We start from the raw sequence: 24508 nt of genomic DNA, 5'->3' as shown, positions 1-24508 counted from the left end.
GGTTGACCACTCAAGCATCATACAAGAGGGCTTTTTTGTTTTCAAGTCCCCGAAAATACTTCTAACAGGAATGCTCCCTATTCAATTTTGCAGGACAAAAAGAAGTGATGCTTCATTTTTATAATTATTATGGTTTTTATACAGGTACATTTTATCCACGAGAACAAAAAGTTTCTGGGATTGTAACAGTGAAGCAAAGTGAACACTATTTAAAGAAAGAGAAAAGATCGTTTCTTGCCAAGGTATTTGTTCAATCTGCAGCTTTTCATATGGTTCGAACGTGTCGAAAGAGAAAAAATATGAACTCACCAGCAGTTCAAGAGATAATTAGGTTAAACAAAGAAGTTGAAAAAGCAACAAGCGTACAAGAAATAATGGGATTAGAAGGAATGATTCGCAAAAATTATTATAGAGCTCTAAATGAAATGGTCCCTGAAGAATTTGGTTTTACTGAACGTAACAAAAGACCACCTCGAAATCCTTTTAATGCTTTGATTTCGTTTGGTAATACAATGATGTATACGACAGTACTTTCTGAAATTTATAAAACACAGTTAAATCCAACGATAAGTTATTTACATGAACCATCACAAAAACGATTTTCTTTATGCCTTGATTTAGCTGAAATTTTCAAACCAATGCTAGTCGACCCATTGATTTTAACATTGGTTAACACAAAAAAGATACAATCAAAACACTTTGATGATCATGAAGGAATGGTTTATTTAAATGATGAAGGAAGAAAAATAGTTATAGCTGCGTTTGATGAAAAATTAAAACAGACTATTCGTCACCGAAAATTGAATCGAAACGTTTCCTATAAATATCTAATCCGCCTTGAATGTTATAAGTTAATAAAACATGTTATTGGTGACACAATTTACACACCATTAAAGGCTTGGTGGTAATCAATGTTTGTCATTATAACATATGATATTAATGTTAAAAGGGTAGGAAAAGTATGTAAGAAACTACGAGAACACCTTACTTGGACACAAAACTCTGTATTTGAAGGTGAATTGACCAAAGGGCAGTTTATGAAATGTAGAAAAGAAGTAGAAAAAATAATTGATCCTAGCGAAGATAGCATTTATTACTATATTGTAGAAAATCCAAAACATATTAAAAAAGATACAGTTGGAAATGAAAAAGGAGATTTTGACCTTTTCTTCTAATTTGGTACATTCTGGAAGTAATCGTATAATCTTTAGTAAACCTTGATATAATCATGTTATGAGCAATATTTGCAATTTAACAAAAAACCACATTGAAGGTTCACTGCAAATTCACTAACACAAACGTTGATTTCATGCGGTTTGAATGTAGGGTTTTATCTGAACATAGAGGGATTTAAAGTTTGTTACTTCAATATGTGCGTCGAATGTAATTTCAGTTTTATCTGAACATAGAGGGATTTAAAGGAATCTTTACTCTCTGAAATTACTCAACAAAGAAAGCGTTTTATCTGAACATAGAGGGATTTAAAGCATCGTCGGACTCAATTAGTTTTTTGCGTCTTCGATTGTATTATCTGAACATAGAGGGATTTAAAGCATGATCGCAATTTAAAGATTACGAAGATAGCGAATGGTTTTATCTGAACATAGAGGGATTTAAAGTTAGTTAGCGTGAAAGAGCCATATGATACGTTATAAGTTTTATCTGAACGTAGAGGGATTTAAAGATTAATTCAATCAAGAGTGGCAATTTGCACATTGATTGAATTAATACTTTTATTTAAAAAACATAAAAAAATAACCCATCCTTGAGTTAGATGCTCGAATGTGAGGCACCTCATATCTGAAGTCATATACTAAAAAGACTTAAATTGCGTTGGATGCCTAGCATTTTTCACTACACCGTGAATCATTAAAAAGACTTAGTATTAAAGATAAACCTGCAACTATTCCAAAAATATTTGAAGAAGACCTAACATTTATAAGCCAATACAAAATAGAGGAATTAGCGATAACCTCAGGTAAATTATTAAAAGATGCGAGTGTTGCAGTGATTGGATATGTAAAAGATAGTAGTAAGGATGGAATTGATACACACCATATTAAAGATGGATTTATTTTAAATGACCATTTCTTCACTAATATAAGAGAAAGATAGAGACCAAATAGAATGGAGATAATTACTTTAAACCAAATTAAAGGAATTAAATTAAATGTTGCATCCGCAGATTGTTTTGATTGAATTTCATAACTGAAACTGAGTCTAGCTAATATGATTAGCCCGATAATCCATAAAATTTTCCAAAAATAAGATAGCCATTTGTTTCTTATCATGCAAATCCCTCCTTTTCTACTATACGTTAAAAGAGGAGATAAAGTTTCAAAATTCTATAATAAATCCGATATATGGAACTTATAGAATTAGAGATTTTGCTTTTTAAGAATGTATGTTTGGTATTATCTATTTAAGATAGTTGGAACTCAAGGGTGGTTGGCTCACTCCCGTTAGAAAGGGGGTGGTGCCTATGACAGTATATGAAGCATTAATGTTTGCAATTGCATTTGCTGTATTGATGTTGTCGATACTTTCATTTAAAAACCATAAAAAATAACCCATCCTTGAGTTAGCGGCTCAGATGGGTTATTCCCTCATTTAGCCAATCCCCTTAAGGGAACCAACTATCTACTTGACCGTTCGATGCCACAACATCGGCGGTCTTTTTAAGTTATGCTCTTACTAATTTTAGTATACGTAGAGATTATATAATTTTCAAGAAAAGCAAATTCCGAGTAGTTGCGGACACATTTCAATAATTTTCAAGAATATAGTTTAATGTCATGTCCAATCCTATATTTTAATAAAGAATTGGATATCCACGAATTTTATCCGAACTCCCGCGGTTTTGAGTGAAACTCCCGCGATTTCCATCCAAACTCCCGCGATTTCAAAATCTCACATTCTAGGATACCCTGTCACTTAATCTCATTTTATCTTCCGAAGCTCTTCATGTAATGCTGTCCTTCTCGGATACATATCCTTTAATTGCTCGATAATTTCTGTTACATCAGTTCTAAATCCAGCATCACAGAATTGTTGTAGAGCATTCCGCAATATTTGGTAATCACTACGATTGGCTATAGTTATCGCTTGTTTTTTGATGTCTTGATAGAATAATGCTTTAACTTCTTCCGAAAAATCCTCTTTTAGATAAGTGGAATAAGTATAAATGCGACTCGGAGATTGTTGACAATAGATGAGCAGTTTTGCAAATTTCTTCTCATCAATAAGAAGATCTGGGTACCAAGAAGGAAAGTTAGCTAGTTCATCAAATGCAACGATTAAATCTTGGACGATGTTGTTCCATTCTGCATGATTATATAATTTTTTTAGTTCTTGATAAAAATACAAGTCTCCTTCAGCAGCAAGCATAAAGGCTATTCCACGCATAGCTTCTTGATTTCCTAACTTTTGATGTGCATTATAAGCATATTGCTCCCATTTTGAGCGTAGTTTTACTTTTCCAAAATCACTGTCAATTCCTTCTGATGCTAGTTTAAGTGCTTTTTCGAAATCTTCATCCTCAAATGCAATGTGGATTAATGTTTCGCGAACGTGCGGATTTTGTTGATGCTTATCTATAAATAATTGAATCTGTTCTTCATCTTGTGAAATAATGAGCGCACGGAGTATTAAAGCTTCTGCTTGTTCTCCAAAATCTTCACTATTGAAAGATATCTTTGGAATAGTTGTGCAATAAGCGTTTGAAAATACTGGGTCTTCACAAAATGGTAATGCCTGTTTCAAAAGTTCAAGCTTCCAATAATCCTCTTCTGTTTCAATGGCAACGTCGAAAAGTTTTCTTAAGATATCTTCTTGCTGTTCGATGGAACAACTAGTAACTCCAGGAATAACCTCATCTAAAAGGCTAACGCACAATTCTAACACTTCATCTATCATCAATGTATGATTTGAAATGTCATAAAGTTTAGCTGTTTTTGAAAAGCAGAGTAGCGTAAGCTCACTGGCTAAATGAAGTTCTCCTTGTTTGATCAAATCATGCACTTGGTTAATCACTTCTTCTACACCAATTAATACTAAGTCCTCTTCATTTGATGAGATATACCCTTTTTTTATTGCATTTTTCATTGGTTTTAATATAGTCTTTTCTGCTTTTTTTAATAGATTTGTTTGCGAAATAGTATCATTCATAAAAGATTTAAAAATTCTTTGCTGGAAATGTGAATCCTCATGAGCTACATCTAGTAGAAAGTGAACAAGTGAATCTTTTGTTTGTTCATTAAGAATCGTTTCTAGTGGTGGATGGTTGAGCACCATTTTTGGTTCGTCTTGCAATGCGTAGAAAACAGCAACTTCGTGTTTGCAATAAGTACCATCATAAGGACAGTTGCATCTTGAAGATGTAATCTCTTCTTCAGATGATAATTTCACATGAACTGTATAATCATCCGTTCCTTCTACGGTTGCTTCCCAATCTGTGTTTGTCAATTGAGTAAGTTCAACTATATGCCCATTCTTAAAATAATTTTTCCCTCGTTTCACGATTGTACTGGAAATATAATTTTGGAAATTCGTTAAATTCATGTACAGTATATCCTTTCAGTTTTATTCATTTTCATAATATAAAAAATTAGTCGTAAAGAAGGCAATCGATTGAAATTTATAAATATATAATACACTATTCAAATTAGAAGGTTTTACTTTACGTGCAAGTCCAGGTTTAGAACTAGTAGATCTTGAGGCTTTTTCATATTATTGCTAAGATATTTTTAAGTAATATCGCCAAAATACATATTTCTAAAAACAAAAGTAAATAAAAATTCTAAATCTAACGCCAAGAAATCGGGGTCTGACAATGCTAAAACAAGGAATCTACGAGGAAATTATAAATCAAAAACTAAAACAAGAAATGCAAGTTTTAGATATAACAACCTTTGATATTGGAAAGGAAAAATTAGATGTAGAAGAAGCTAGAAAATTACTTTCTTCCTATATTTCACTAGTTACGAGAAAAGCACTTCGTTTTGTACGAGACAACGAAAAGAATGACCCAAAGCAAGCACTTATTAATCAGATTCGTACATGTAATGACATTATTAGAACGTTGAGTGAGCGTTTGGATGATGAGGAGTTCCGTCAGTTGCAAATCGAAGAAGAAGGGGAGGTCCTTACTTCCATCTATTCACGACTTAACTCTGCAAGAAGCTTGAAAAAGCGTGATGTCATACGTCCTGTTACGCCACTTTCACAAAGTTCTTTATTTACTGGTTCTAAATATGAACCCAATATGTTGGAAGAAATGAAGAAGGAAATTGTAACAGCTAATTCCATTGATATGTTGGTTTCGTTTATTAAATGGAGTGGTCTTCGCTGTATTATGGAGGATCTTCGAACGTTTACCTCAAATCCGAAAAATAGACTTAGGATTATCACAACTTCTTATATGGAAGCAACAGATTTTAAAGCTATCCAAGAATTAAGTAAATTGCCTAATACCGAGATCAAAATATCATACGACGTGGATCGCACAAGACTTCATGCAAAAGCATATTTATTTGAAAGAGAAACAGGATTTAGTACGGCGTATATTGGATCGTCCAATTTATCTAATCCTGCTTTAACATCAGGATTAGAGTGGAATATGAAAGTAACGGAAAAGGATTCTTTTGATATTCTTGAAAAATTTAGAGCGACTTTTGAAAGCTATTGGAATGACAATGAGTTCAAACTGTACAGTGCTGAAAGTCAGGAAGATCAGCTTATATTAAAAAGGGCATTATCAAAAGCTAAAGTAAAAGAGGAAGAGGAACGCTATTACTTATTTGATATTCAACCTTATTTTTATCAAAAAGAAATATTAGAGAAGTTACAAGTAGAAAGAGAAGTATATGGGCGAAATAAAAATCTACTAGTTGCTGCAACTGGTGTAGGGAAAACAGTTATTTCGGCTTTTGATTTCAAACAATTTAGAAAAACGCATCCGTCTGCAAAATTATTATTTGTTGCCCATCGAGAAGAAATTTTGAAACAAAGTTTAGAAACCTTCCGCGTTATTTTAAAAGATCCGAACTTTGGAGACTTACTGGTACGGAATTATCAACCAGACTCATTTGACCATCTATTTGTTTCAATCCAAAGTTTTAATAGTAAAAAGATGTATGAACGAATTACTCCGGATTATTATGATTTTATCATCGTGGATGAGTTTCATCATGCAGCTGCGAACTCGTACCAGAAATTATTAGAACATTATCAACCTAAAATTCTACTAGGTTTAACAGCAACACCAGAACGTATGGATGGAAAAAGTATATTATCTTACTTTGATGAAAGAATATCTGCTGAGATGCGATTAACAGAAGCGATTGATCGAAAGTTACTAAGTCCATTTCAGTATTTTTGTGTGAGTGACACTGTCGATTTGGACCAATTAAAATGGAGTCGAAGAGGTTACGACATTAAAGAACTTGAAAATGTTTATATTTCAAATGATTTACGAAGTCGTCATATTATCAAAAGTATCTATAAATATGTAACGGATATCAATGAGGTAAAGGGACTTGGATTTTGTGTTTCTATTGACCACGCCAAATATATGGCGAAATTCTTTTGCGATGCGGGGATTCCGGCCGAGGCTCTATATGGGAATGTTGACTCGAAAATTCGAAATGAAGTACAAAATCGACTAGTTAGTGGAGAGATAAGCTTTATCTTTGTTGTCGATCTATATAACGAAGGGGTAGACATTCCGGAAATCAATACTATTTTGTTTTTACGGCCTACAGAGAGCTTGACGGTGTTTTTACAACAGCTTGGTCGAGGACTACGGTTAGCGGATGAAAAAGAATGTTTAACGGTTTTAGATTTTGTAGGACAAGCTCACAAAAACTATAACTTTGAGGATAAATTTAAAGCGTTAATAGGGAAAACAAAACATTCCGTACGTCATTATGTTGAGAATGGATTTTCACAACTACCGAAAGGATGCTTTATTCAATTAGAAAAACAAGCTAAAGAATATATCTTAAGGAATGTAAAGAGTAGCCAAAATACGCGTAACAATCTAATGGCGAAGATGAAATATTTTGAAGCAAATACGGAGCAAGAATTGACACTGGCTAATTTTTTAAATTATTACCATCTTTCTCTTTATGATTTTTACGGAAAAAGTGGAGATCGTAGTTTTTGTCGTATGAAAGTACAAGCTAGTTTAGCTGATGATTTTGAATTTCCGAATGAAAAGACATTAACTAAACGACTTTCAAAATTATTTCATCTGAACTCAAGAAAGTTTTTACAATTTATCATTAACTATATAAAAAACTCGACGATCCAATCATCTGAAGAACAATTAATGCTTGCAATGTTGTATTACACTTTCTATCAAAAACATCCAAAAGATGAAGGTTTCGAATCAATTGAAGCAGGTATGGACAGTATCTTATCCATTGAACAATTTAAACGAGAAATTTTAGAAATTGTTGAATATCTATATGAATCTATTGATTTGATGGAAAAAGAAAATGATTTGCATTTTGAATGTCCGTTAGGTGTCCATAGTAAGTATACGACTGCTCAAGTACTTGCAGCTTTAGGGTATTATAACGAAGAGAAAAGTCCAACATTCCGAGAAGGTGTAAAACATTTTGCAGATCATCATCTAGATATCTTTTTCATCACATTAAACAAGTCTGAAAAAGAATTTTCTCCTTCCACTTTGTATGAAGATTATGCGATTAACGAACGACTTTTCCATTGGCAAACACAAAGTGGTGTGAAAGCTGATAGTAAAACTGCGAAACGTTATATCACACATAAAAGAAATCATCACCAAATCGCATTGTTTGTACGAAATTATAAAACCGAAAATGGTTATACTTCACCATTTGTATTTCTTGGAACAGCCGAATATGTAAGTCATTCAGGAAGCCAACCTATGAGCATCATCTGGCGATTAAATGAAGAAATGCCAGCTTATTTGGTTCCAGTAGCGAATAAAAATATATTATAAATAGCATTAAATCTAGAAAATGGGGAATTGTTTCAATCAGGAATGATTCTCCTTTTTTATATGGGAAATTAAATACCGGTTTTGCTTGGAAGGATTCTTTTCATGACGGGATTGAATTGAGAAGATCTGTAAAACAGCCAAAATAAAAAGGCATTTATTTCTAACAGTACTTCGTGATTTTATAAATAGATTAACTCTTGTAAAGAAGATGAAGATTTGTCAGTAAATACATATTGACATGTAGATAAAATGTATCTTAATCTATAAATGTAATATATTAGAAAAAAAGTGTATTATTAAAATTTTTAAATGTTATTATGAACTATTTTTAGTAAAAAAGTAAATGTAATCGTTTTAATTGTCTTTATGAAAATAACAGTAAACTAATATGCTAAAAAAGAGATGCATTCTTTCCAAGAGTACCGTGCAACTCTTTTTGCCTAAAAAGGAGAATGGTGATGCGGTGGAAATGGTTATATTACTTTTATAGTAAGCAATTTGTTAAAAGTAAGTTATATATGGGTGCGAGTATAGCGCTGATTATCCTTGTCATAAGCCGGATCATGTTGCATAAATTTGATCAATTTCATATACAGAATTTTGGCAATTTACCGTCTGAAATCAGCGGCGTTGTCCAAATTGTTTCCATTTTTTATATGATTTATGCCTATCAAGTCGTTTCCAATGAGCTTCAATATGGGATTCAGACCTTTTTTACAGATGGGCATCGGATTATGGTTGAAAAAATTTCAGCGATGTGGGTGGTGCATAGCCTTTTTCAACTAGCATTAGCCATTATTACATATGGATTCTATAGTTTTTATTTTTTAATCAATGGGCTAGGCATGACTTTTTTATATGCAGAATTGTTTCGCTTCATCATGACCTTTTTGTTAGAACCGATGATTCTCTATTTCTTTATGGGGGTCCTTGTCGCGATTATTTGTGGCAAGCGTAAAATCAGCTTCTTTTTTATCGCAGTTGGATGGATTGTCACAGGCGGGATGAATTCAGAATTTTTAGGGTCTATTTTTGATAACATCACGGCAAAGGATTGGAAGATTCTGCTTTCATTTAGTATGAGCAACATAAATAGTGTTTATGAATCATTTATTGGTTATGATATTAGCTTGGCATATGAATTACGTTTTCTATTTTGGTTGCTTTTATTGAGTGAGTTCTTTTTTATTCTCTCCCTTCGATGGGCACAGGATTTTGCCTTACGAGAGCGGATCCGAAATCTCTTAATTGTTCTTCCGATAGTGCTACTGATCGTAGGAAAAATGGCTATCTTATGGATGCCAAATATGTGGAATAATGCGAATTACGATCAAGAAACCAAATATTATCAAAAACTTTCCCAGTCAAAAGCCCAGAAAAATGATGCGTATGATATCCATCAGTATGTGATGCAACTAGATGGGAATCAGCTACAAGTAACAGTGTCACTAAAGAATATGAGGACAATAAGGCCTACTTTTCAGCTTTATCACGCGTACGATATTCAGTCGATCACCAATAATCATCGAGCTGTTTCATATGATCGTTATGGGGATATGGTTACCCTCCATTTAAAGAAACCTGTTGATCAATTACAATTTACCTATACCCTCCGATCAACTAATTTTCATCCTATTTTAAGAAATCGAAAGTTACTCATTGGAAATATAGCTTGGTATCCAAAGAAAAATAATGATCAAATGTATCGTATAAATAGAGATGGAATTGGTGTCGGTTTTATTTCCAATAAGAATAGCAAAGCAGTTAAGATGACCATTCAAACGAAAGACAATCTATTGTTTATCAATTTACCGAAAAAGGGTGGCGTTTATGAAGGAAAGGCTCAGGCGGTCACATTGATCGTGGGGCAAGGGAAAACGTTGGAAACAGGGGGTTACCACATAACGTATCCTAGTGATTGGCCAGATATTACAGAAAGTGCGCCCACCTTTCTTACCTTTCAGGAAAAGCTATTGACATATGCCAAAGAAATTGGTCCAACCGTTGTGAATCGATTGCCTTCGAAGATTGTGTTAACTCAGAATATAACTAATGGAGTAGCTAAATTAATAAATGAGGATCATTTCGTTTATGATACTAGCTCATTGTATCCATTAGCATCTAAGGATACTTTGGAAGGAATTCCTACAGAGATGATACCGATCATCATTGCACCGAAAAAAAGCCCATTCTATGATGCTTGGCGCCTTCCAGCAACCAGTTGGATGAATCGTAAAATCAATGTATTAGATCAAATTCAATTTAGGTGGGATTTAGAGGATTTCAATGTCCCATCTGTAAAGGAAGGTACGAAAGTTTTAGAGGAATTTCAAGGGGAACCATTGAAAGAGCAACAGGAATTTTTGAAATACTGGTATGCACATATGGAGGAAGCGACTACCTGGAAGGAAATTCATAGTTGGCTAAAGGGGAATCGAAAATAATGGACCTATATATTAAAAATCTTTCAAAAAAGATAAAAAAACAACCGATATTATCGCAATTATCGCTTCATATAACGGGGATTTATGGCCTCTTAGGACCAAATGGAGCAGGAAAAACAACCGTTATGAAAATTATTGCAGGACTATCCAAGATGGATGATGGCGAAGTTTTTTTAAATGAGGAACTCATAAGTAGAGGAACTTATGTCAAACGAGTAGGTTCCATTGGTTATCTACCACAAGATTTTCAGTTTTATCCGCAGCTAACGATTTTTGAAGTTTTAGAACATATTGCAGTTCTACAAGGAATTGTCGATCCTTCTCTTATTGCAACAGAAATTGATGCAGTATTAGAAGTGGTCAATCTTTCTGAACAAAGACATAAAAAAATTCATGAATTGTCTGGCGGAATGCGTAGAAGAGTGGGAATCGCCCAGCTTCTGCTAAGAAAGCCATCTATTTTGATATTCGATGAACCAACAGCAGGGCTAGATATTGAGGAACGAATTCGCTTTCGCAACTTATTAAAAGTATTGGGCTGTAATCATACGATTATCATTTCCTCACATATCGTAGAGGATATTGAATTTTTATGTACGAAAATTGGTGTCATAAGAAAAGGAAAGAAATTATTTGAGGGTGCACCGGATGCGTTAAAAGATTATGCCAAACACAAAACATTTGATCTGCTTATTTCAAAAGAGGACTTGGATGATTTTATTCTAAAGCATGAGGTTGTCTATTTGGAAGAACAAGAAGAGAAAATTCGTGTAAGGATTTTGAGTGAGGATGATGACATTGGAAAGTCAGTTAGTCCTCGTTTGATGGATGGATATCTAGCGCTATTACAAGAGGATTCGCTATGAAGAAATTTTCCTACTTATTCACGTTTGATCTAAAATTACAGCAGTTTTTCTTCTTTCTTCCATTTGTTGCATATGCTTTAGCCATTCTTTGTATCTATATATCGCCAGATGAGAATCGTGACTATATTTTTTTCCAAGTATTAGCCGTTAGCTTTTGTGGAGTCCATTTACTCTTACATTATAGTTATTTATTTGATGAGGGAGCAAATGAAATTCTTTTGCCCTATTATCGTCAAACTGCTTGGTTAGATCTTTTACGTTATGGGTTAGTAGATGGGCTTTGTATAGCGATTGTTTTTTGTTTTGTTGATCCTTTTTTTCATACCCCACAGGTAGTGGCACATACGATTCTTTTAGCATTATGCTACTTTTTAGGAAGTAGTGCATTGCTTATGATCATAAAAAACTTAGAGATTACCATTTCCTGCATATTAGTTTATACAATCATGGAAATTAGTACACAGGGGACCTTTATGCCATGGCCTCATATTTTCTTCTTTGTCTATCCTTATGTCGATTTATGGGTGAGATTGACGTATATCTCACTTGTCATAGGTTTAATTTTATCAATTGTTATCATTAGTAGATTTTATATAACAAGAAAGTAGATTCGTAAAACGTCATTAAAATAATTTTTTATCATGTGAGGGAAAAGACTTCACCCATTCTTATAATACATTTAGGAACACAATCTAGTAGACGGAGAATTGTTTCAATCAGGAACAATTCTCCTTTTTTGCTGTAAAAATTATAATCCAAACCCTCCACTTATACACCAGCGAAAAAGACTTTGCTAAACTAGCGATACGGTTTTAAAAGGAGGGCTTATGAATGATTGATACAAAGGAAATGAAGTATTTTGAAAATACATTATTGAGCCTTGAAAAAGCATATAAAAGGTTATCGAAGGATATAACAAATCAAGATCAAAGCTTCAAAAATTTACAAAAATATATGATTGACTATAAAAGTGAATTGGATAAATTTGAAGTATATGATTATCAGCAAACGTTAAGCATGATTGATCAGCAAGGGTTTGCGCAAGTAGTGGAAAGAGAGAATATTAAAAAGTTAATCGATTCTCCATATTTCGGCCGTTTTGACTTTGTCTATGAAGGAGAAGAAAGAGAGGACGCAGAAAGCTTTTATATTGGAAGATTTGGTTTTAGAGATGAAGAAGGGAATCCACTTATCTATGATTGGCGTGCACCTGTTTGTAATATGTACTATGAATTTGAACTCGGTGAAGCATATTATGATGCGATGGACCGACGTTTTCATGGCGAAATTATTGGAAAACGTCAGTTCAAAATTGAAAACTCGAAGATTATTTATGCGATAGATAGTTCTCTTACCATTCAAGATGCTGTTTTACAAAAGACGTTAAATGAACATGCAAATGAAAAAATGAAAACAATCGTCACATCTATTCAAAAAGAGCAAAACAAAATTGTGCGGAACGAATCGGCTTATAATGTCATTATTCAAGGAGTGGCGGGATCAGGGAAAACAGCGGTTGCCTTACATCGAATTGCATATTACTTGTATAAGTATAGGGATACCCTGCAAGCAAGTCGAATTTTCATCTTGTCTCCAAATAAGGTATTTGGTGATTATATTTCTTCTGTATTACCAGAACTTGGGGAACAACCAATTCGTTCATTTACCTTAGATGAGTTGACGACAAATCTATTGTCAAAAACGTATACTTTCACATCGTTTGAAGAAGAAACGAAAAGGATATTAACAGATCCAACAGGAGAGTTGGCAAAAAGAGCAGGGGCAAAAGCAAACGGTCAATTTGTACAGCAATTACAGACATTCTTAGAAAATTTGAATGCGCATTTATTTAAGAATGAAACTATATCGATTGCAGATGTTGAGTTTACAGGGGAGTATCTGTTACGTCGCTTCGTACAGTATGCTAAAGAACCGGTTTTTACACGTTTGGAACTAATGGCTGATGATGTGATTCAAGTTCTTAAATCTAAGCGGAACGGAGAAGGAAAATTCCCAAGTAAAAATGAAATTATAAAGCGTTTAAAGAAACGCTTAACTTATACAACACCCTTCGATGTGTACGAAGCTTTTATACATGAACTAGGGGACGAGCTATTTCATTTCAATAAAAAGCATTTTGAATTTAACGATGTGTATCCTTATCTATATGTGAAAATATTTTTTGAAGGAATCAAAACATATGAATTGGTGCAGCACTTCGTATTAGATGAGATGCAGGATTACACACCCATTCAATATGCAGTTCTTGAAAAAGTGTTTACGTGTAAACGAACAATTATCGGAGATTTTAGTCAGGCACTTCTACCATATGAAACGATTTCAAAGAAAGCATTTGAAGAGATTTTCGCGAATTTGGAGTATGTGGAACTTACAACAACGTACCGATCTTCTTATGAAATTGCGATGTATGCAAAGAAATTCATGCGAACCGGTGATATTCATCCAATTGCTCGTCATGGAGAAGAACCAAAAGAACTACCATATGAAACACTCAATGAAATGATGACAAGTATTCATAAAGCTATACAAAATGATTATAAAACAACCGCCATTATTTGTAAGACAGAAGCGGATTTAAAAATCATTAAAGAACAGCTTAAAAGTGTCCCGTATCATCTATTAGACGGACAAACAGAGAAGTTTGAAACAGGATTACTTTTAACAACGATTCAATATGCAAAGGGATTAGAATTCGACGCAGTCATAGTTCCATTTGTCAACGAAACGAACTATAAAACAGCATTTGACCAAGGGTTACTTTATATTGCTACAACAAGAGCGATGCACCAGCTAACGATGTTAGTAGAAACAAATAATCCTTCCCCACTACTGTAGTTTTTCTAAAATTGCAATGATCGACAATACGTCTTTCATTGCTTTTTTTATATTCAGTTCAAGTTCATCTGTTACGTGATAAAATTCATCTTTGAATTTTGGTGAGTTTAAAAGAGTATGAATATCTATCTCTTGTTCAACTGTTTCAATTTCTTCAAAAAGATGATGGATGCTCGAAATAGAAAAATGGGCACTACGAAGCGTGCGAATGACAAGTAATTTTTGGATATCTTCCATACCATATTGCCGACGATTTTGTGTATTTCTTTTTACAGAATATAATCCATTACGTTCCCAATTACGAAGTGTCTCTTCTGTTAATTGGAGATGATTAGCGACTTCTTTATGGGTGAATACTTTTGTAGAAACTGCTTTCTCATGTAGGATTTTATTGGCAATTTGAACAGCCTTTCGTGTGTAGTCAAGCTCGGATTTTAAAAATTTTAAATAGACATTTGCGGCCTCTATGCTTTCCGTAAACTTTTCTTGTCCACTGAGACGAACAATTTCCGTCGCCATTTTTCGCAAATTATTTTGTATAAACTCTTGTTTAAAGGCAAGCCGTGCAATATACATTTGTTGTAAATGTATATTCGAATACTCTCGATATCCATTTGCTTTTCGAGGAACTGGCGAGATAAAATGCCACTCTTCATAAAGTCGAACAGTATTCGGATGAACTTGTGCTTTTTTTGCAATATCAATTGTTCGCATTTACAAAACCCCTCATTAGATTTCCTTGTAGAATGTTTATTTTAAAAATTAATTTTAGCATATTTTGCACTTTAACTATCACTCCAGAGTAAATATTAATATATAGTAGTTGGAATTCATAAAATGATATAGCCACTACAAAGTGACTTAATGAAACAAGTGTTTTTAATAATTAAATAAAATTATGAAACCGCTTAAATTTATGAATTCTAGGAGGCTAAATAAAATGATTCAACCCCAAAAAATTTTTACAGTCAATTCACCAAGCACCATCATATACGGAAGAAACTCATTTGAAAGGGTAGGAGAATATGCAAAAAAATTAGGTGCGAAAGCTTTAATCATTAGTGACCCCATTATGGAGAGTCTAGGTTATGTGGTTCAATGTTCTTCTTATTTAAAAGAACAAGGGTTAGAAGCTGTTTCATACCTTGGTGTTAAATCAGAGCCGGTGGATACGTATGTATCGGAAGGCCTTGAATTATTTCAAGCGGAAGATTGCGAGGTCATTATTTCTGTTGGTGGAGGCAGTTGTATCGATGTTGCAAAAGCCATTGCAGTTGTGGCCACAAATGGTGGATATATCGGAGACTACATGAAAATGCAGAAGATAGCTGAAATAACACCGATTCCTCATATCGCTATACCGACTACAGCAGGAACGGGATCAGAGGCAACAGATGCGACCGTCATTACAAACACGACAAATGATGTGAAAATGATGATTAAGCAACCTGTTTTTTTACCGAATGTCGCGATTGTGGATCCTGTTTTAACGTTAACATCTCCACCATCTATTACTGCAGCAACTGGAATAGATGCACTTAGTCATGCGATTGAAAGTTATATTTCAAGATTAGCTCACCCATATTCAGATATGCTTGCATTATCTGCAGTTGAACTAATCGTAAAAAATATCTTGCAGGTGTATGAAAATGGGGATGATCTTGGTGCACGCGAGGCGATGTCGATTGGTTCATTGCAAGCTGGACTATCTTTTTCAAATGCTTCTGTTGCATTAGTTCATGGCATGTCGCGTCCGATTGGAGCACTTTTCCATGTCTCACACGGAATTTCCAATGCGATGTTACTTCCGGCTGTTTTGGAATATTCAAAAGATGCATGTATTGAGAGATTAGCTGATTTAGGAAAATTCTTTAATAAAGAAGAAAAGGATTTATCGAAAGAAGAATTAGCGAATCTATTCATTGATTCGATCAAAGAATTATGTAAAAAGATGAAAATCGGTAATTTGCAGGAGTGGGGGATAGAAAAGGATACCTTCTATGCTGCAATTCCAAAAATGACTGTCGATGCCTTGGCAAGTGGCAGCCCTGGAAATAACCCGAAAATACCTACAGATGAAGAGTTAGTAGAGTTATATAAAAAGGTATATGACTATGAATTTTAAATATAATAATAACCAAGTATGATACAAAAGTGAAATAGATAACCCATCATTGCTACTTGATGGGTTATTTCTAATTTAGATAGTTTTTTTGGACAAAAGGGAAACGTGAGTTGTACAAAAGGAAGTTTGAGTTGTGCAAAAGAGAGTCCGAGTTGTGCAAAAGGAACTGAGTTGTGCAAAAGGGAGTTTGAGTTGTGCAAAAGGAGTCCCGAGTTGTGCAAAAGGAAGCCTGAGTTGTGCAAAAGGAAGTCCGAGTTGTGCAAAAGGAAGCCTGAGTTGTGCAAAAGAGAGTCCAGAGTTGTCAAAAGCAATCCTAAGTAACAACTAATTCTCGTTCCAAAAAGATGGAAGGTTCGAAATACGATAAACGGATTTATTTCAAGCTTTTAATTGCATAATATAATCCCGTTTCTTGATCGACAATAGGAGTTATCCCTTCATCTTCGATTATTACATCAGGCTTTTCTGGATTTTTTTCAACCCCGGTATACAGTTTAAATTGTTGCCCCTTTTTACTTTCTACCTCAATTTTTGCATCTAAGCTTCCTTGCTTCGATTTGACGACAATTCTATTTGTAATCGTGTACCAACTATATTTTTTCTTCTTTTTAGCAATTTGTGCGACGTTGATACCTTCTCCTTCAGATACTTTGAATTTAAAAACGACAAATCTTTCACCATTCAAATCTAATATTTCTAATATATCACTTTCTTTAATCTTTTCATTTTGCAATCCATACTCTATCGCTTTTTCTTCACTATTAAACCACTTCAAATCATCTTTTTCCTTTGCTTTAGTAGAACATCCTATGAGTAAAAATAACATAAGTATAGGATAAAAAATTTTTAGAAATTTAATCTGCTAGCAACTCCTTTCACATTTAATTTATCTATAATATATTTTACCCTTATTTTTACATAATTAGAATAATTTTTTAGGTTTTAATAAAAAATACTAAAGGAATGCATCGGTAAAAACGAACAATTCTAATAAAAAAAGCCCCTTAATATACAAATATTCCATATTTTCTATCAAATTAAATAAGATATAAAAAGAACATAAATTTAAAAAATTATGTCACAATTCTAATATTTCATGATAGAATGTATTTTATACAAAAACAAAGTGTTTTCTTGGGTGGAAAGACATCATGTTTTTTGCATTAGAAGCACAAGAAAAAGGGGTAACAGCATGAAAAAACTAATTAGTAAATGGAATGCTATTAGTCTCGTAACTCGTATTATTATCGGTATTATTGTCGGCGTTATTGTAGCTTTAGTATTTCCAAAAGCATCATGGGTTCCTATTCTAGGTACTTTATTTGTAGGAGCACTAAAAGCAGTTGCACCAATATTAGTATTATTACTTGTGATGAATGCTATTGCTGGTCACAAAAGTGGTAAAAAGACAAATATGTCTACGATCATTGTTCTTTATGCAATTGGTACATTTTTGGCAGGAACTGTAGCAGTTATTGTAACTGCCATCTTCCCGGTTCACCTTACATTGAAGGAAAGTTCAGGAGATTTAAAACCACCAGGTAGTGTTTGGGAGGTTCTTCAAACCCTTCTACAAAATGTAGTTGCAAATCCCGTAGATGCATTGATGAATGCAAATTATATTGGTATTTTAGCTTGGGCAATTGTCTTAGGTGTAGCATTAAAACAAGCTAGTGAAACAACAAAAGGTGTATTAGTTAACTTTTCAGATGCTATTTCTAAGGTAGTACAATGGGTTATTAACTTAGCACCATTCGGTATTATCGGTATTGTATTCGATGCGATTGTAACAAACGGTCTGTCTTCACTATTAGAATATGGAAGACTGTTAATCATTTTAGTAGGAGCTATGCTATTTATCGCATTAGTGGTCAACCCATTAATCGTTTTTGTGGCAACACGTCGCAATCCTTATCCACTTGTTTTGACTTCACTAAAGGAAAGTGGGATTACAGCGTTCTTTACTCGTAGTTCTGCAGCGAATATTCCGGTGAATATTAAACTTTGTGAAAAACTAGGACTGGATCGTGATACGTATGCAGTATCTATTCCGCTAGGCGCGACTATTAATATGGCAGGAGCAGCTGTTACTATTTCTGTATTAACTTTAGCAGCAGCTCAAACATTAAATATTCATGTAGATATTCCAACTTCAATTATTTTAATGGTCGTAGCAGCCGTTTCTGCTGCAGGTGCTTCTGGTGTTGCAGGTGGTTCATTGTTATTAATACCTCTTGCATGTAGCTTATTTGGTATTCCAAATGATATCGCCATGCAAGTTGTTGGTATTGGTTTTATCATTGGGGTAATCCAAGACTCTTGCGAAACAGCATTGAACTCATCTTCAGATGTTGTCTTTACAGCAACAGCACAATATGCGCAAGAACGTAAAAATAAATAATATAAAAAAACTAGAGATTGTGACCGTGTAAAGGTAGACAGTCTCTAGTTTTTTAAAATGATAAAAATTCGGCTCTAATCACTGTATTGGTTAGGGTTTTTATTGTTTATTAATATTTTACAAAAAATGAGCAACCTTACAATATATTATAAAAAATAAACAAAACTAAAATATTTAACTTTTTGTGGAAAAATATCAAATTTAGTCGATGGTAATAACAGAGTTAACTTTAGGAGGAATTGCTCATGTTATCAAAAGATATTTTCGAGAAACAATATATTGCAGGTGAGTGGAGAGAAGGTAAAAGTGCCAATAAGCTAGTCAATACAAATCCATATAATGGTGAAGTAATAGGTACATACAAAATGGCGAACGTTGAAGACATAGATTTAGCTTACGAAGCAGCAAAAAGTGCGAAAGAAGAATGGGATCAAGTCAACCCTTATCATAAACGGACAATTTTAGAAAATGCAGTGAACTATATTGAAGCAAATGAAGAAGAAATAACAACAATTATTATCGAAGAATTGGGTGGAACACGTTTAAAAGCAGCATTTGAAATAGGGCTAGTCAAAAACATCATTAAAGAAGCTGCTACTTTCCCAATAAGAATGGAAGGAAAGATTTTACCTTCAACTATTGATGATGTAGAAAATCGCCTTTATCGTATTCCAGCAGGAGTTGTTGGTGTTATTAGTCCATTTAACTTCCCATTCTTCCTTACTATGAAGTCAGTTGCTCCCGCATTAGGAGCTGGTAATGGAGTTGTATTAAAGCCACATGAAAATACACCAATTATGGGTGGTACATTAATAGCGAAGATTTTTGAGGAAGCAGGTATTCCTAAAGGTTTACTGAATGTTGTCGTAACAGATATAAGTGAAATAGGGGATAGTTTTGTTGAGCACCCAATTCCAAGAATTATTTCCTTTACTGGTTCTACAAAAGTAGGTAGTCATATTGGTCAATTAGCGATTCAAAACTTTAAAAAACCATTATTAGAACTTGGTGGCAATAGTCCTTTCATCGTTTTAGATGATGCAGATTTAGATTATGCAGTCAATGCAGCCGTATTTAGTCGTTTTACACATCAAGGTCAAATTTGTATGTCAGCAAACAGAGTATTCGTACATCGTTCTCTATATGATGCATTTTTAACGAAATTTGTGGATAAAGTATCGCAACTAAAAGTAGGGGATCCACAAGATCCGTCAACAATCATTGGACCAGTGATCAATGAACGCCAAGCAAAAGGTTTAAATGATTTAATCGACAGTGCAATTGCAGATGGAGCCAAAGCCATTTTAAAAGGAAACACTGTGGGCAATCTTGTAGAACCTACCGTTTTGATAGACGTAACACCTGATATGAAAGTCGCACAAGAAGAGTTATTTGGACCTGTTATTTCAATTACTCCATTTGATACAGAGGAAGAAGCTATTCATATGGCAAATGATACGAAGTTTGGGTTAAGCGGCGCAGTTCACACTTCAAATATTGAAAGAGGTGTTCAGTTTGCCAAAAAAGTTCATACAGGTATGATTCACGTAAACGATATTACGATTAATGATGAGCCAATTGTTGCATTTGGTGGCGAAAAACAATCAGGAATTGGTCGTTTAAATGGGGAATGGAGTTTAGAGGAATTTACGACTTTAAAATGGATTGCTGTTAACTTTGGAAAACGTATATTGCCATACTAATTAGATATATTGGGGGAATAACAATGAGTCAAATTTTAGAAGAAGAAGTTTTAAACAAAGAAGAAAGAAATGAAATTCTAGACGCATTTATAAAGGTTGCACCTTATTTAAAAAGATTAGTCCAAGATGATATTACAATTGGTATTTATGATACAGAAAAGCTCATTATCAATGTACCAGGAGATACATTTAATCTAAATGTGAAGCCTGGTGACCCATTGGTTGAGGGAGACGTTATAACAGATGCTATTAGATTAAACAAAGATACTGCCATGATTGTACCTAAAGAATTATTTGGATTTCCTTTAGTAGCTAAAGCGATTCCTATTCAAGACCATACTGGTAAAGTCGTTGGAGGAATCGGACTTGGTACAAGTTTAGCATCTGCTAACAAATTGTCAGAAGTAGCCGAAAGCCTTTCAGCAATCACAGAACAAACAACATCTTCTATCAATGAGATTGCCAATTCTGTTACTAATCTAGCAAACCAAATGGGAGATGTATCGGAACAATTAAAAACAGTAACTGCACACTCAGGTGAAATCAAACAAATCTCTGTTACAGTTAAAAACCTTTCAGATCAAAGCAATTTACTTGGCTTAAATGCATCGATTGAGGCAGCTAGAGCTGGTGAATACGGAAAAGGATTCTCCGTTGTAGCAAGTGAAATAAGAAAACTTGCACTTAACTCAAAAGAAAATGTTGGTAAAATTGATGTGATTATTCAAGAAATTAATGATTCCATTAAACAACTAGATCATTCTTTCTCAGAGATTAATACAGTAACTGATGGTCAAGCCTCAGCAATTGAAGAAATTTCAGCTACAATGCAAGAACTAAGCAGTAATGCTATGGCACTATCTAAAATGACAGAAGATCTTATCAAAGCTTAAGTAGTGTAAACTAATATCATCATCTAAAACGTCCCGTAGTGAACAAGCATTACGGGACATTTTGCTGTCCAAAAAAATAATAGAAATAATGTTGATAAAGATTTATCAACCATTCTTAAATTTTTGAAAAAGACTATACAAGTTATTTAATTTTATTTAAACTTAATTTTCATAAAGATACAAAAAGGATTATTATAAAATGAAAGGAGGAGAATAGGTGTATCTAAAACGAGTATCATATTTGAAAAAATCAGGTATTAGATTCTTCTAATTATCCTTTTAATATTCCCTGGTTAAGGAATTTTGAATATCTGGATTTTCCAAGTAATGTAACGTTCTTTGTAGGGGAAAATGGAACTGGAAAATCTACACTATTAGAAGCAATTGCGGATAAATGTGAATTTAACGCGGCTGGTGGAAGTAGAAACATTCTTTTTGAAGTGGATAAAGCCGAGTCCGTATTAGGAGATTATACTCGCTTATCTTGGAGTCCTAAAGTAAATAGGGGCTTTTTTCTTCGCGCGGAAACATTCTATCATTTTGCGAGTTACATTGATGCATTAGAAAATCCAAACAAATACGCTGCTTATGGAGGGAAATCACTCCACCACCAATCACATGGTGAATCGTATCTTTCACTGTTTATGAATTCATTTGGAGGAAAAGCGATCTATTTATTGGACGAGCCGGAAGCAGCCCTTTCGCCATTAAGGCAACTAAGTCTTATGAAGATCATCAAAGATCTAGAAAACGAATCGCAATTTATTATTGCCACCCATTCACCAATTTTGCTTGGTTATCCAAATGCTACAATCTATAATTTTGATCATGCAGAAATAGAAATGATTAGATATGAAGAGACAATGCACTATATTTTAACGAAACGTTTTATAGAAGCGCCTGAGCTAGTCCTAAAAGAATTGTTCAGAGATGATGATTGATTCATTATTTTATCCACTTCTTACTGTGTTCAAAGATTGACAATGGTGCAAGATCCAACTCAAGTATCGAACTTGCACCCCATTTTTCACTGATTAACCAAAGAATAAATCAAGTATATTCGATCCAGTCGAAGATTTTTTATTATAAAACTCAGAATAGCCACAATCCCTACAGTAGACAACGATAAACTGATTGTGCTGTATATCAAACATTTTAGACAAACCCGTTCCGGTCATCGCCACTTCTTTCTTCTCTGCATTTCTACTGCCACATTTAATACAACCTTTGTCTTCCATAAAGTCGCCTCCCTTTCTATAATTCATATACGTAAGAAAGGCAAGTTTCGTTTCAAAATTTTAGCGCAAGTAATACAATTTCACTGATTAACTATTAAAAAATAAATCTAAACAATCGGGGAGAGAAACAGTGAAACTAAAGACATTGCTAATGATAATTATCTACTCTACTTGTTTGATTGTAGTACACCATTTGGTGATATTGATAAGTGTCCTACTTTCGAATTTTTCAGACTTTTGCATATTAAAATAACCCCTTTCAAAAAAATAAGAGAACCAGCAAAAGAACGTATGTCTTTTACTGAATCTCCAGTTGACTAGTTGATTCATTTAAGAATTCTATATGAATTGATTAATAATTTATCATCTATTGGATTATAAATCAATATCTTATTCCAACTAAATTTATATGAATAATAAAATTAATGGTTGACATACAATTTAATCATCTGGTAATATCCATAATCAAAGATGGTTGTTGAATAAACCAGATTTAAAATAGTTGAACAAATCGACTGGAAAACCGGAGATTTAATAAGGAGTTCACTTTGAGCTCTTTGTTGAATCTCTTTTTATTTTCCAAAGATGTTCACAGTAGAATGGAGGTTTTGATTAATTTTTCATCTGTAGTAGTTATTCTAAAAGTCTTTTCAAATTGTAAGCGTATTAACAGCAATTATTTACTGCAACAAAAAATAAAATGATGATTAGGAGGAGATTTAAATGACAGTAACTCAAACAAATCTAATTCAAGTAATTCCAGTGGCAGGTAGAATAGGAGCAGAAATTAGAGGGGTTAAATTAACTGAAAATATCGATAATAATATTTTAAAAGAAATTAAAGAAGCATTAAATCAATACAAAGTACTGTTCTTCAAAGGTCAAACTCATTTGGATGATACAAGTCAGGAAGCTTTTGCACGATTACTAGGTGAGCCATATGCTCATCCAACAGTTCCAGTTAAAGATCAAACGAATTTTATTTTTGAGTTAGATTCAGAACAAGGTGCTAAAGCTAATCACTGGCATACAGATGTAACGTTTGTACCTGAAGTTCCAAAATATTCAATCTTGAGAGGCGTAACAATCCCTGAATATGGAGGAGATACAGTTTGGGCTAATACAAATACAGCTTATGAAGAATTACCAGAAAGCTTGAAACAATTAGCGGATCAACTATGGGCAGTGCATACAAATGAATTCGATTATGCACGCGTTCCATTAGCTAATAAAAATGATGATAACAAGCAATTAAATAACTATCGTTCTGTATTTGAATCAACAATCTTTAAAACAAAACACCCAGTTGTTCATGTACATGAAGAAACAGGCAAAAAGCACTTATTATTAGGGGGCTTTGTTCGACACTTGGAAGGCTTTTCGACTAGTGAATCTCAAAAACTATTCAATATACTACAAGATCACGTAACTCGTTTAGAAAATACAGTTCGTTGGCAATGGTCTGAAGGTGATGTTGTTATTTGGGATAATCTAGCTACACAGCATTATGCAGTTGCAGACTATAATCAGCACCGTGTAGTTCGTCGAGTTACTGTAGGGAAAAGCGTTCCAGTCAATATTCATAAGCAAGAAAGCAATTTACTGCAAAAAAAATAGCACTAAGATAACAACAAAAACCCGCTGAAAGCTGATATAACAGCTTTAGTGGGTTTCTCATTTTTAGTATAAATTTAATTTATATTTTTGAAAAATATGAAAATATATTATAGACTAATTTTATACAATATTAGGGAGGATACACTAATGATTACCTATACAACCACTTGCATGATCTGTAAAGAAAAGTTCGAACTAATAGAAGGAACAAAGAAGTATCGTGAATATAAAGTAAATCGAGATAAAAAATTTTGGTGTGATCCTTGTGAAGAAAAAATTTTAGAACAAGCTCGAAAAGGGTTTATAAGTAGATTTTAAAATGGATTTCTACACATAAAAACATAGTAATGTATCTAAGTCGAGTGTTATTTAAAATAA

Annotated in this window: 19 protein-coding genes, 1 pseudogene and 1 CRISPR repeat array; of the genes and pseudogenes, 15 read left to right on the top strand and 5 right to left on the bottom strand. The window is 33.6% G+C overall.

The window, feature by feature from the left end; genetic code table 11:
* Nucleotides 1-86: 86 nt before the first annotated feature.
* Nucleotides 87-908: pseudogene (gene cas1b / locus Q0977_RS12675) on the top strand (type I-B CRISPR-associated endonuclease Cas1b); the annotation flags it as partial.
* 3 nt (nucleotides 909-911) lie between these two features.
* Nucleotides 912-1175: a CRISPR-associated endonuclease Cas2 gene (cas2, locus tag Q0977_RS12670; protein ID WP_299514537.1), complete on the top strand. Its 264-nt coding sequence runs from the start codon at nucleotides 912-914 to the stop codon at nucleotides 1173-1175.
* 152 nt (nucleotides 1176-1327) lie between these two features.
* Nucleotides 1328-1684: direct repeats of the CRISPR family, unit length 29 nt; unit sequence GTTTTATCTGAACATAGAGGGATTTAAAG.
* Nucleotides 1685-1841: 157 nt separating this feature from the next.
* On the opposite strand, the gene Q0977_RS12665 is transcribed toward cas2, so the two are convergent.
* Nucleotides 1842-2291: a hypothetical protein gene (locus Q0977_RS12665; RefSeq protein ID WP_299514534.1), complete on the bottom strand. Its 450-nt coding sequence runs from the start codon at nucleotides 2289-2291 to the stop codon at nucleotides 1842-1844.
* A gap of 191 nt (nucleotides 2292-2482) precedes the next feature.
* Here Q0977_RS12665 and Q0977_RS18270 point away from each other — a divergent pair, with 191 nt between their 5' ends.
* Nucleotides 2483-2569 carry a putative holin-like toxin gene (locus Q0977_RS18270; protein WP_367269477.1) on the top strand — a complete coding sequence of 29 codons (87 nt, stop codon included), beginning with the start codon at nucleotides 2483-2485 and terminating at the stop codon, nucleotides 2567-2569.
* A 371-nt stretch (nucleotides 2570-2940) separates the two neighbouring features.
* On the opposite strand, the gene Q0977_RS12660 is transcribed toward Q0977_RS18270, so the two are convergent.
* Nucleotides 2941-4560 carry an SWIM zinc finger domain-containing protein gene (locus Q0977_RS12660; protein WP_299514531.1) on the bottom strand — a complete coding sequence of 540 codons (1620 nt, stop codon included), beginning with the start codon at nucleotides 4558-4560 and terminating at the stop codon, nucleotides 2941-2943.
* A gap of 271 nt (nucleotides 4561-4831) precedes the next feature.
* Between Q0977_RS12660 and Q0977_RS12655 the strand changes: the two genes are divergently transcribed.
* From Q0977_RS12655 to Q0977_RS12635, 5 genes are all read left to right on the top strand, one after another.
* A complete protein-coding gene (locus Q0977_RS12655) occupies nucleotides 4832-7987 on the top strand; it encodes a DUF3427 domain-containing protein (protein WP_299514528.1) in 3156 nt (1051 codons plus the stop codon).
* A 458-nt stretch (nucleotides 7988-8445) separates the two neighbouring features.
* A complete protein-coding gene (locus Q0977_RS12650) occupies nucleotides 8446-10431 on the top strand; it encodes a hypothetical protein (protein WP_299514525.1) in 1986 nt (661 codons plus the stop codon).
* Nucleotides 10431-11297, top strand: coding sequence for an ATP-binding cassette domain-containing protein (locus Q0977_RS12645; protein WP_299514522.1), 867 nt, complete (start codon nucleotides 10431-10433; stop codon nucleotides 11295-11297). The genes Q0977_RS12650 and Q0977_RS12645 overlap by 1 nt, the downstream gene beginning before the upstream one ends.
* A complete protein-coding gene (locus tag Q0977_RS12640; RefSeq protein WP_124217650.1) occupies nucleotides 11294-11905 on the top strand; it encodes a hypothetical protein in 612 nt (203 codons plus the stop codon). The genes Q0977_RS12645 and Q0977_RS12640 overlap by 4 nt, the downstream gene beginning before the upstream one ends.
* Before the next feature lie 223 nt (nucleotides 11906-12128).
* Nucleotides 12129-14153 (top strand): UvrD-helicase domain-containing protein, encoded by a 2025-nt coding sequence (locus Q0977_RS12635; RefSeq protein ID WP_299514515.1) that lies wholly within the window; start codon nucleotides 12129-12131, stop codon nucleotides 14151-14153.
* Here the strand turns inward: Q0977_RS12635 and Q0977_RS12630 are convergent.
* Complete coding sequence (locus Q0977_RS12630; RefSeq protein WP_299514512.1) at nucleotides 14145-14867, bottom strand: MerR family transcriptional regulator; 723 nt, start codon at nucleotides 14865-14867, stop codon at nucleotides 14145-14147. The genes Q0977_RS12635 and Q0977_RS12630 overlap by 9 nt on opposite strands.
* A 226-nt stretch (nucleotides 14868-15093) precedes the next feature.
* On the opposite strand from Q0977_RS12630, the gene Q0977_RS12625 reads away from it, so the two are divergent.
* Nucleotides 15094-16278 carry an iron-containing alcohol dehydrogenase gene (locus tag Q0977_RS12625; protein WP_299514509.1) on the top strand — a complete coding sequence of 395 codons (1185 nt, stop codon included), beginning with the start codon at nucleotides 15094-15096 and terminating at the stop codon, nucleotides 16276-16278.
* 373 nt (nucleotides 16279-16651) lie between these two features.
* Here Q0977_RS12625 and Q0977_RS12620 read toward each other — a convergent pair whose 3' ends face one another.
* Nucleotides 16652-17053 carry a hypothetical protein gene (locus Q0977_RS12620; protein WP_164489613.1) on the bottom strand — a complete coding sequence of 134 codons (402 nt, stop codon included), beginning with the start codon at nucleotides 17051-17053 and terminating at the stop codon, nucleotides 16652-16654.
* Between the two features lie 417 nt (nucleotides 17054-17470).
* Between Q0977_RS12620 and sstT the strand changes: the two genes are divergently transcribed.
* The 4 genes from sstT to Q0977_RS12600 all read left to right on the top strand — a co-directional run bounded on the left by sstT (nucleotide 17471) and on the right by Q0977_RS12600 (nucleotide 22216).
* Nucleotides 17471-18679: a serine/threonine transporter SstT gene (sstT, locus tag Q0977_RS12615; RefSeq protein ID WP_299514506.1), complete on the top strand. Its 1209-nt coding sequence runs from the start codon at nucleotides 17471-17473 to the stop codon at nucleotides 18677-18679.
* Nucleotides 18680-18924: 245 nt separating this feature from the next.
* Nucleotides 18925-20382 carry an aldehyde dehydrogenase family protein gene (locus Q0977_RS12610; protein WP_299514502.1) on the top strand — a complete coding sequence of 486 codons (1458 nt, stop codon included), beginning with the start codon at nucleotides 18925-18927 and terminating at the stop codon, nucleotides 20380-20382.
* Between the two features lie 23 nt (nucleotides 20383-20405).
* Complete coding sequence (locus Q0977_RS12605; protein WP_299514499.1) at nucleotides 20406-21275, top strand: methyl-accepting chemotaxis protein; 870 nt, start codon at nucleotides 20406-20408, stop codon at nucleotides 21273-21275.
* A gap of 284 nt (nucleotides 21276-21559) precedes the next feature.
* Entirely contained in the window at nucleotides 21560-22216 is a 657-nt protein-coding gene (locus Q0977_RS12600; protein ID WP_299514545.1) for an AAA family ATPase, read from the top strand.
* Between the two features lie 93 nt (nucleotides 22217-22309).
* Here Q0977_RS12600 and Q0977_RS12595 read toward each other — a convergent pair whose 3' ends face one another.
* Nucleotides 22310-22513 (bottom strand): zinc ribbon domain-containing protein, encoded by a 204-nt coding sequence (locus Q0977_RS12595; RefSeq protein WP_299514496.1) that lies wholly within the window; start codon nucleotides 22511-22513, stop codon nucleotides 22310-22312.
* Between the two features lie 723 nt (nucleotides 22514-23236).
* Here Q0977_RS12595 and Q0977_RS12590 point away from each other — a divergent pair.
* Both Q0977_RS12590 and Q0977_RS12585 read left to right on the top strand, forming a co-directional pair.
* Complete coding sequence (locus Q0977_RS12590; RefSeq protein ID WP_299514493.1) at nucleotides 23237-24130, top strand: TauD/TfdA family dioxygenase; 894 nt, start codon at nucleotides 23237-23239, stop codon at nucleotides 24128-24130.
* Between the two features lie 147 nt (nucleotides 24131-24277).
* A complete protein-coding gene (locus tag Q0977_RS12585; protein ID WP_299514490.1) occupies nucleotides 24278-24448 on the top strand; it encodes a hypothetical protein in 171 nt (56 codons plus the stop codon).
* The last annotated feature ends 60 nt before the right edge of the window (nucleotides 24449-24508 follow it).

Origin of the sequence: uncultured Rummeliibacillus sp. (genome assembly GCF_934216135.1) — a bacterium.
In the GTDB taxonomy this organism is placed as follows: Bacteria; Bacillota; Bacilli; order Bacillales_A; family Planococcaceae; genus Rummeliibacillus.
The sequence above is the reverse complement of the archived record's forward strand: the minus strand, read 5'-3'. Positions and strand labels throughout refer to the sequence as shown.

Bases quoted from the DNA above. Each gene is read 5' to 3' on its own strand.
- Q0977_RS12585 (WP_299514490.1), top strand. From the start codon at position 24,278: ATGATTACCTATACAACCACTTGCATGATCTGTAAAGAAAAGTTCGAA.
- Q0977_RS18270 (WP_367269477.1), top strand. From the start codon at position 2,483: ATGACAGTATATGAAGCATTAATGTTTGCAATTGCATTTGCTGTATTG.
- Q0977_RS12590 (WP_299514493.1), top strand. From the start codon at position 23,237: ATGACAGTAACTCAAACAAATCTAATTCAAGTAATTCCAGTGGCAGGT.
- Q0977_RS12610 (WP_299514502.1), top strand. From the start codon at position 18,925: ATGTTATCAAAAGATATTTTCGAGAAACAATATATTGCAGGTGAGTGG.
- Q0977_RS12650 (WP_299514525.1), top strand. From the start codon at position 8,446: ATGCGGTGGAAATGGTTATATTACTTTTATAGTAAGCAATTTGTTAAA.
- Q0977_RS12640 (WP_124217650.1), top strand. From the start codon at position 11,294: ATGAAGAAATTTTCCTACTTATTCACGTTTGATCTAAAATTACAGCAG.
- Q0977_RS12655 (WP_299514528.1), top strand. From the start codon at position 4,832: ATGCTAAAACAAGGAATCTACGAGGAAATTATAAATCAAAAACTAAAA.
- Q0977_RS12630 (WP_299514512.1), bottom strand. From the start codon at position 14,867: ATGCGAACAATTGATATTGCAAAAAAAGCACAAGTTCATCCGAATACT.
- Q0977_RS12660 (WP_299514531.1), bottom strand. From the start codon at position 4,560: ATGAATTTAACGAATTTCCAAAATTATATTTCCAGTACAATCGTGAAA.
- sstT (WP_299514506.1), top strand. From the start codon at position 17,471: ATGAAAAAACTAATTAGTAAATGGAATGCTATTAGTCTCGTAACTCGT.
- Q0977_RS12645 (WP_299514522.1), top strand. From the start codon at position 10,431: ATGGACCTATATATTAAAAATCTTTCAAAAAAGATAAAAAAACAACCG.
- Q0977_RS12665 (WP_299514534.1), bottom strand. From the start codon at position 2,291: ATGATAAGAAACAAATGGCTATCTTATTTTTGGAAAATTTTATGGATT.
- Q0977_RS12625 (WP_299514509.1), top strand. From the start codon at position 15,094: ATGATTCAACCCCAAAAAATTTTTACAGTCAATTCACCAAGCACCATC.
- Q0977_RS12635 (WP_299514515.1), top strand. From the start codon at position 12,129: ATGATTGATACAAAGGAAATGAAGTATTTTGAAAATACATTATTGAGC.
- Q0977_RS12595 (WP_299514496.1), bottom strand. From the start codon at position 22,513: ATGGAAGACAAAGGTTGTATTAAATGTGGCAGTAGAAATGCAGAGAAG.
- Q0977_RS12605 (WP_299514499.1), top strand. From the start codon at position 20,406: ATGAGTCAAATTTTAGAAGAAGAAGTTTTAAACAAAGAAGAAAGAAAT.
- cas2 (WP_299514537.1), top strand. From the start codon at position 912: ATGTTTGTCATTATAACATATGATATTAATGTTAAAAGGGTAGGAAAA.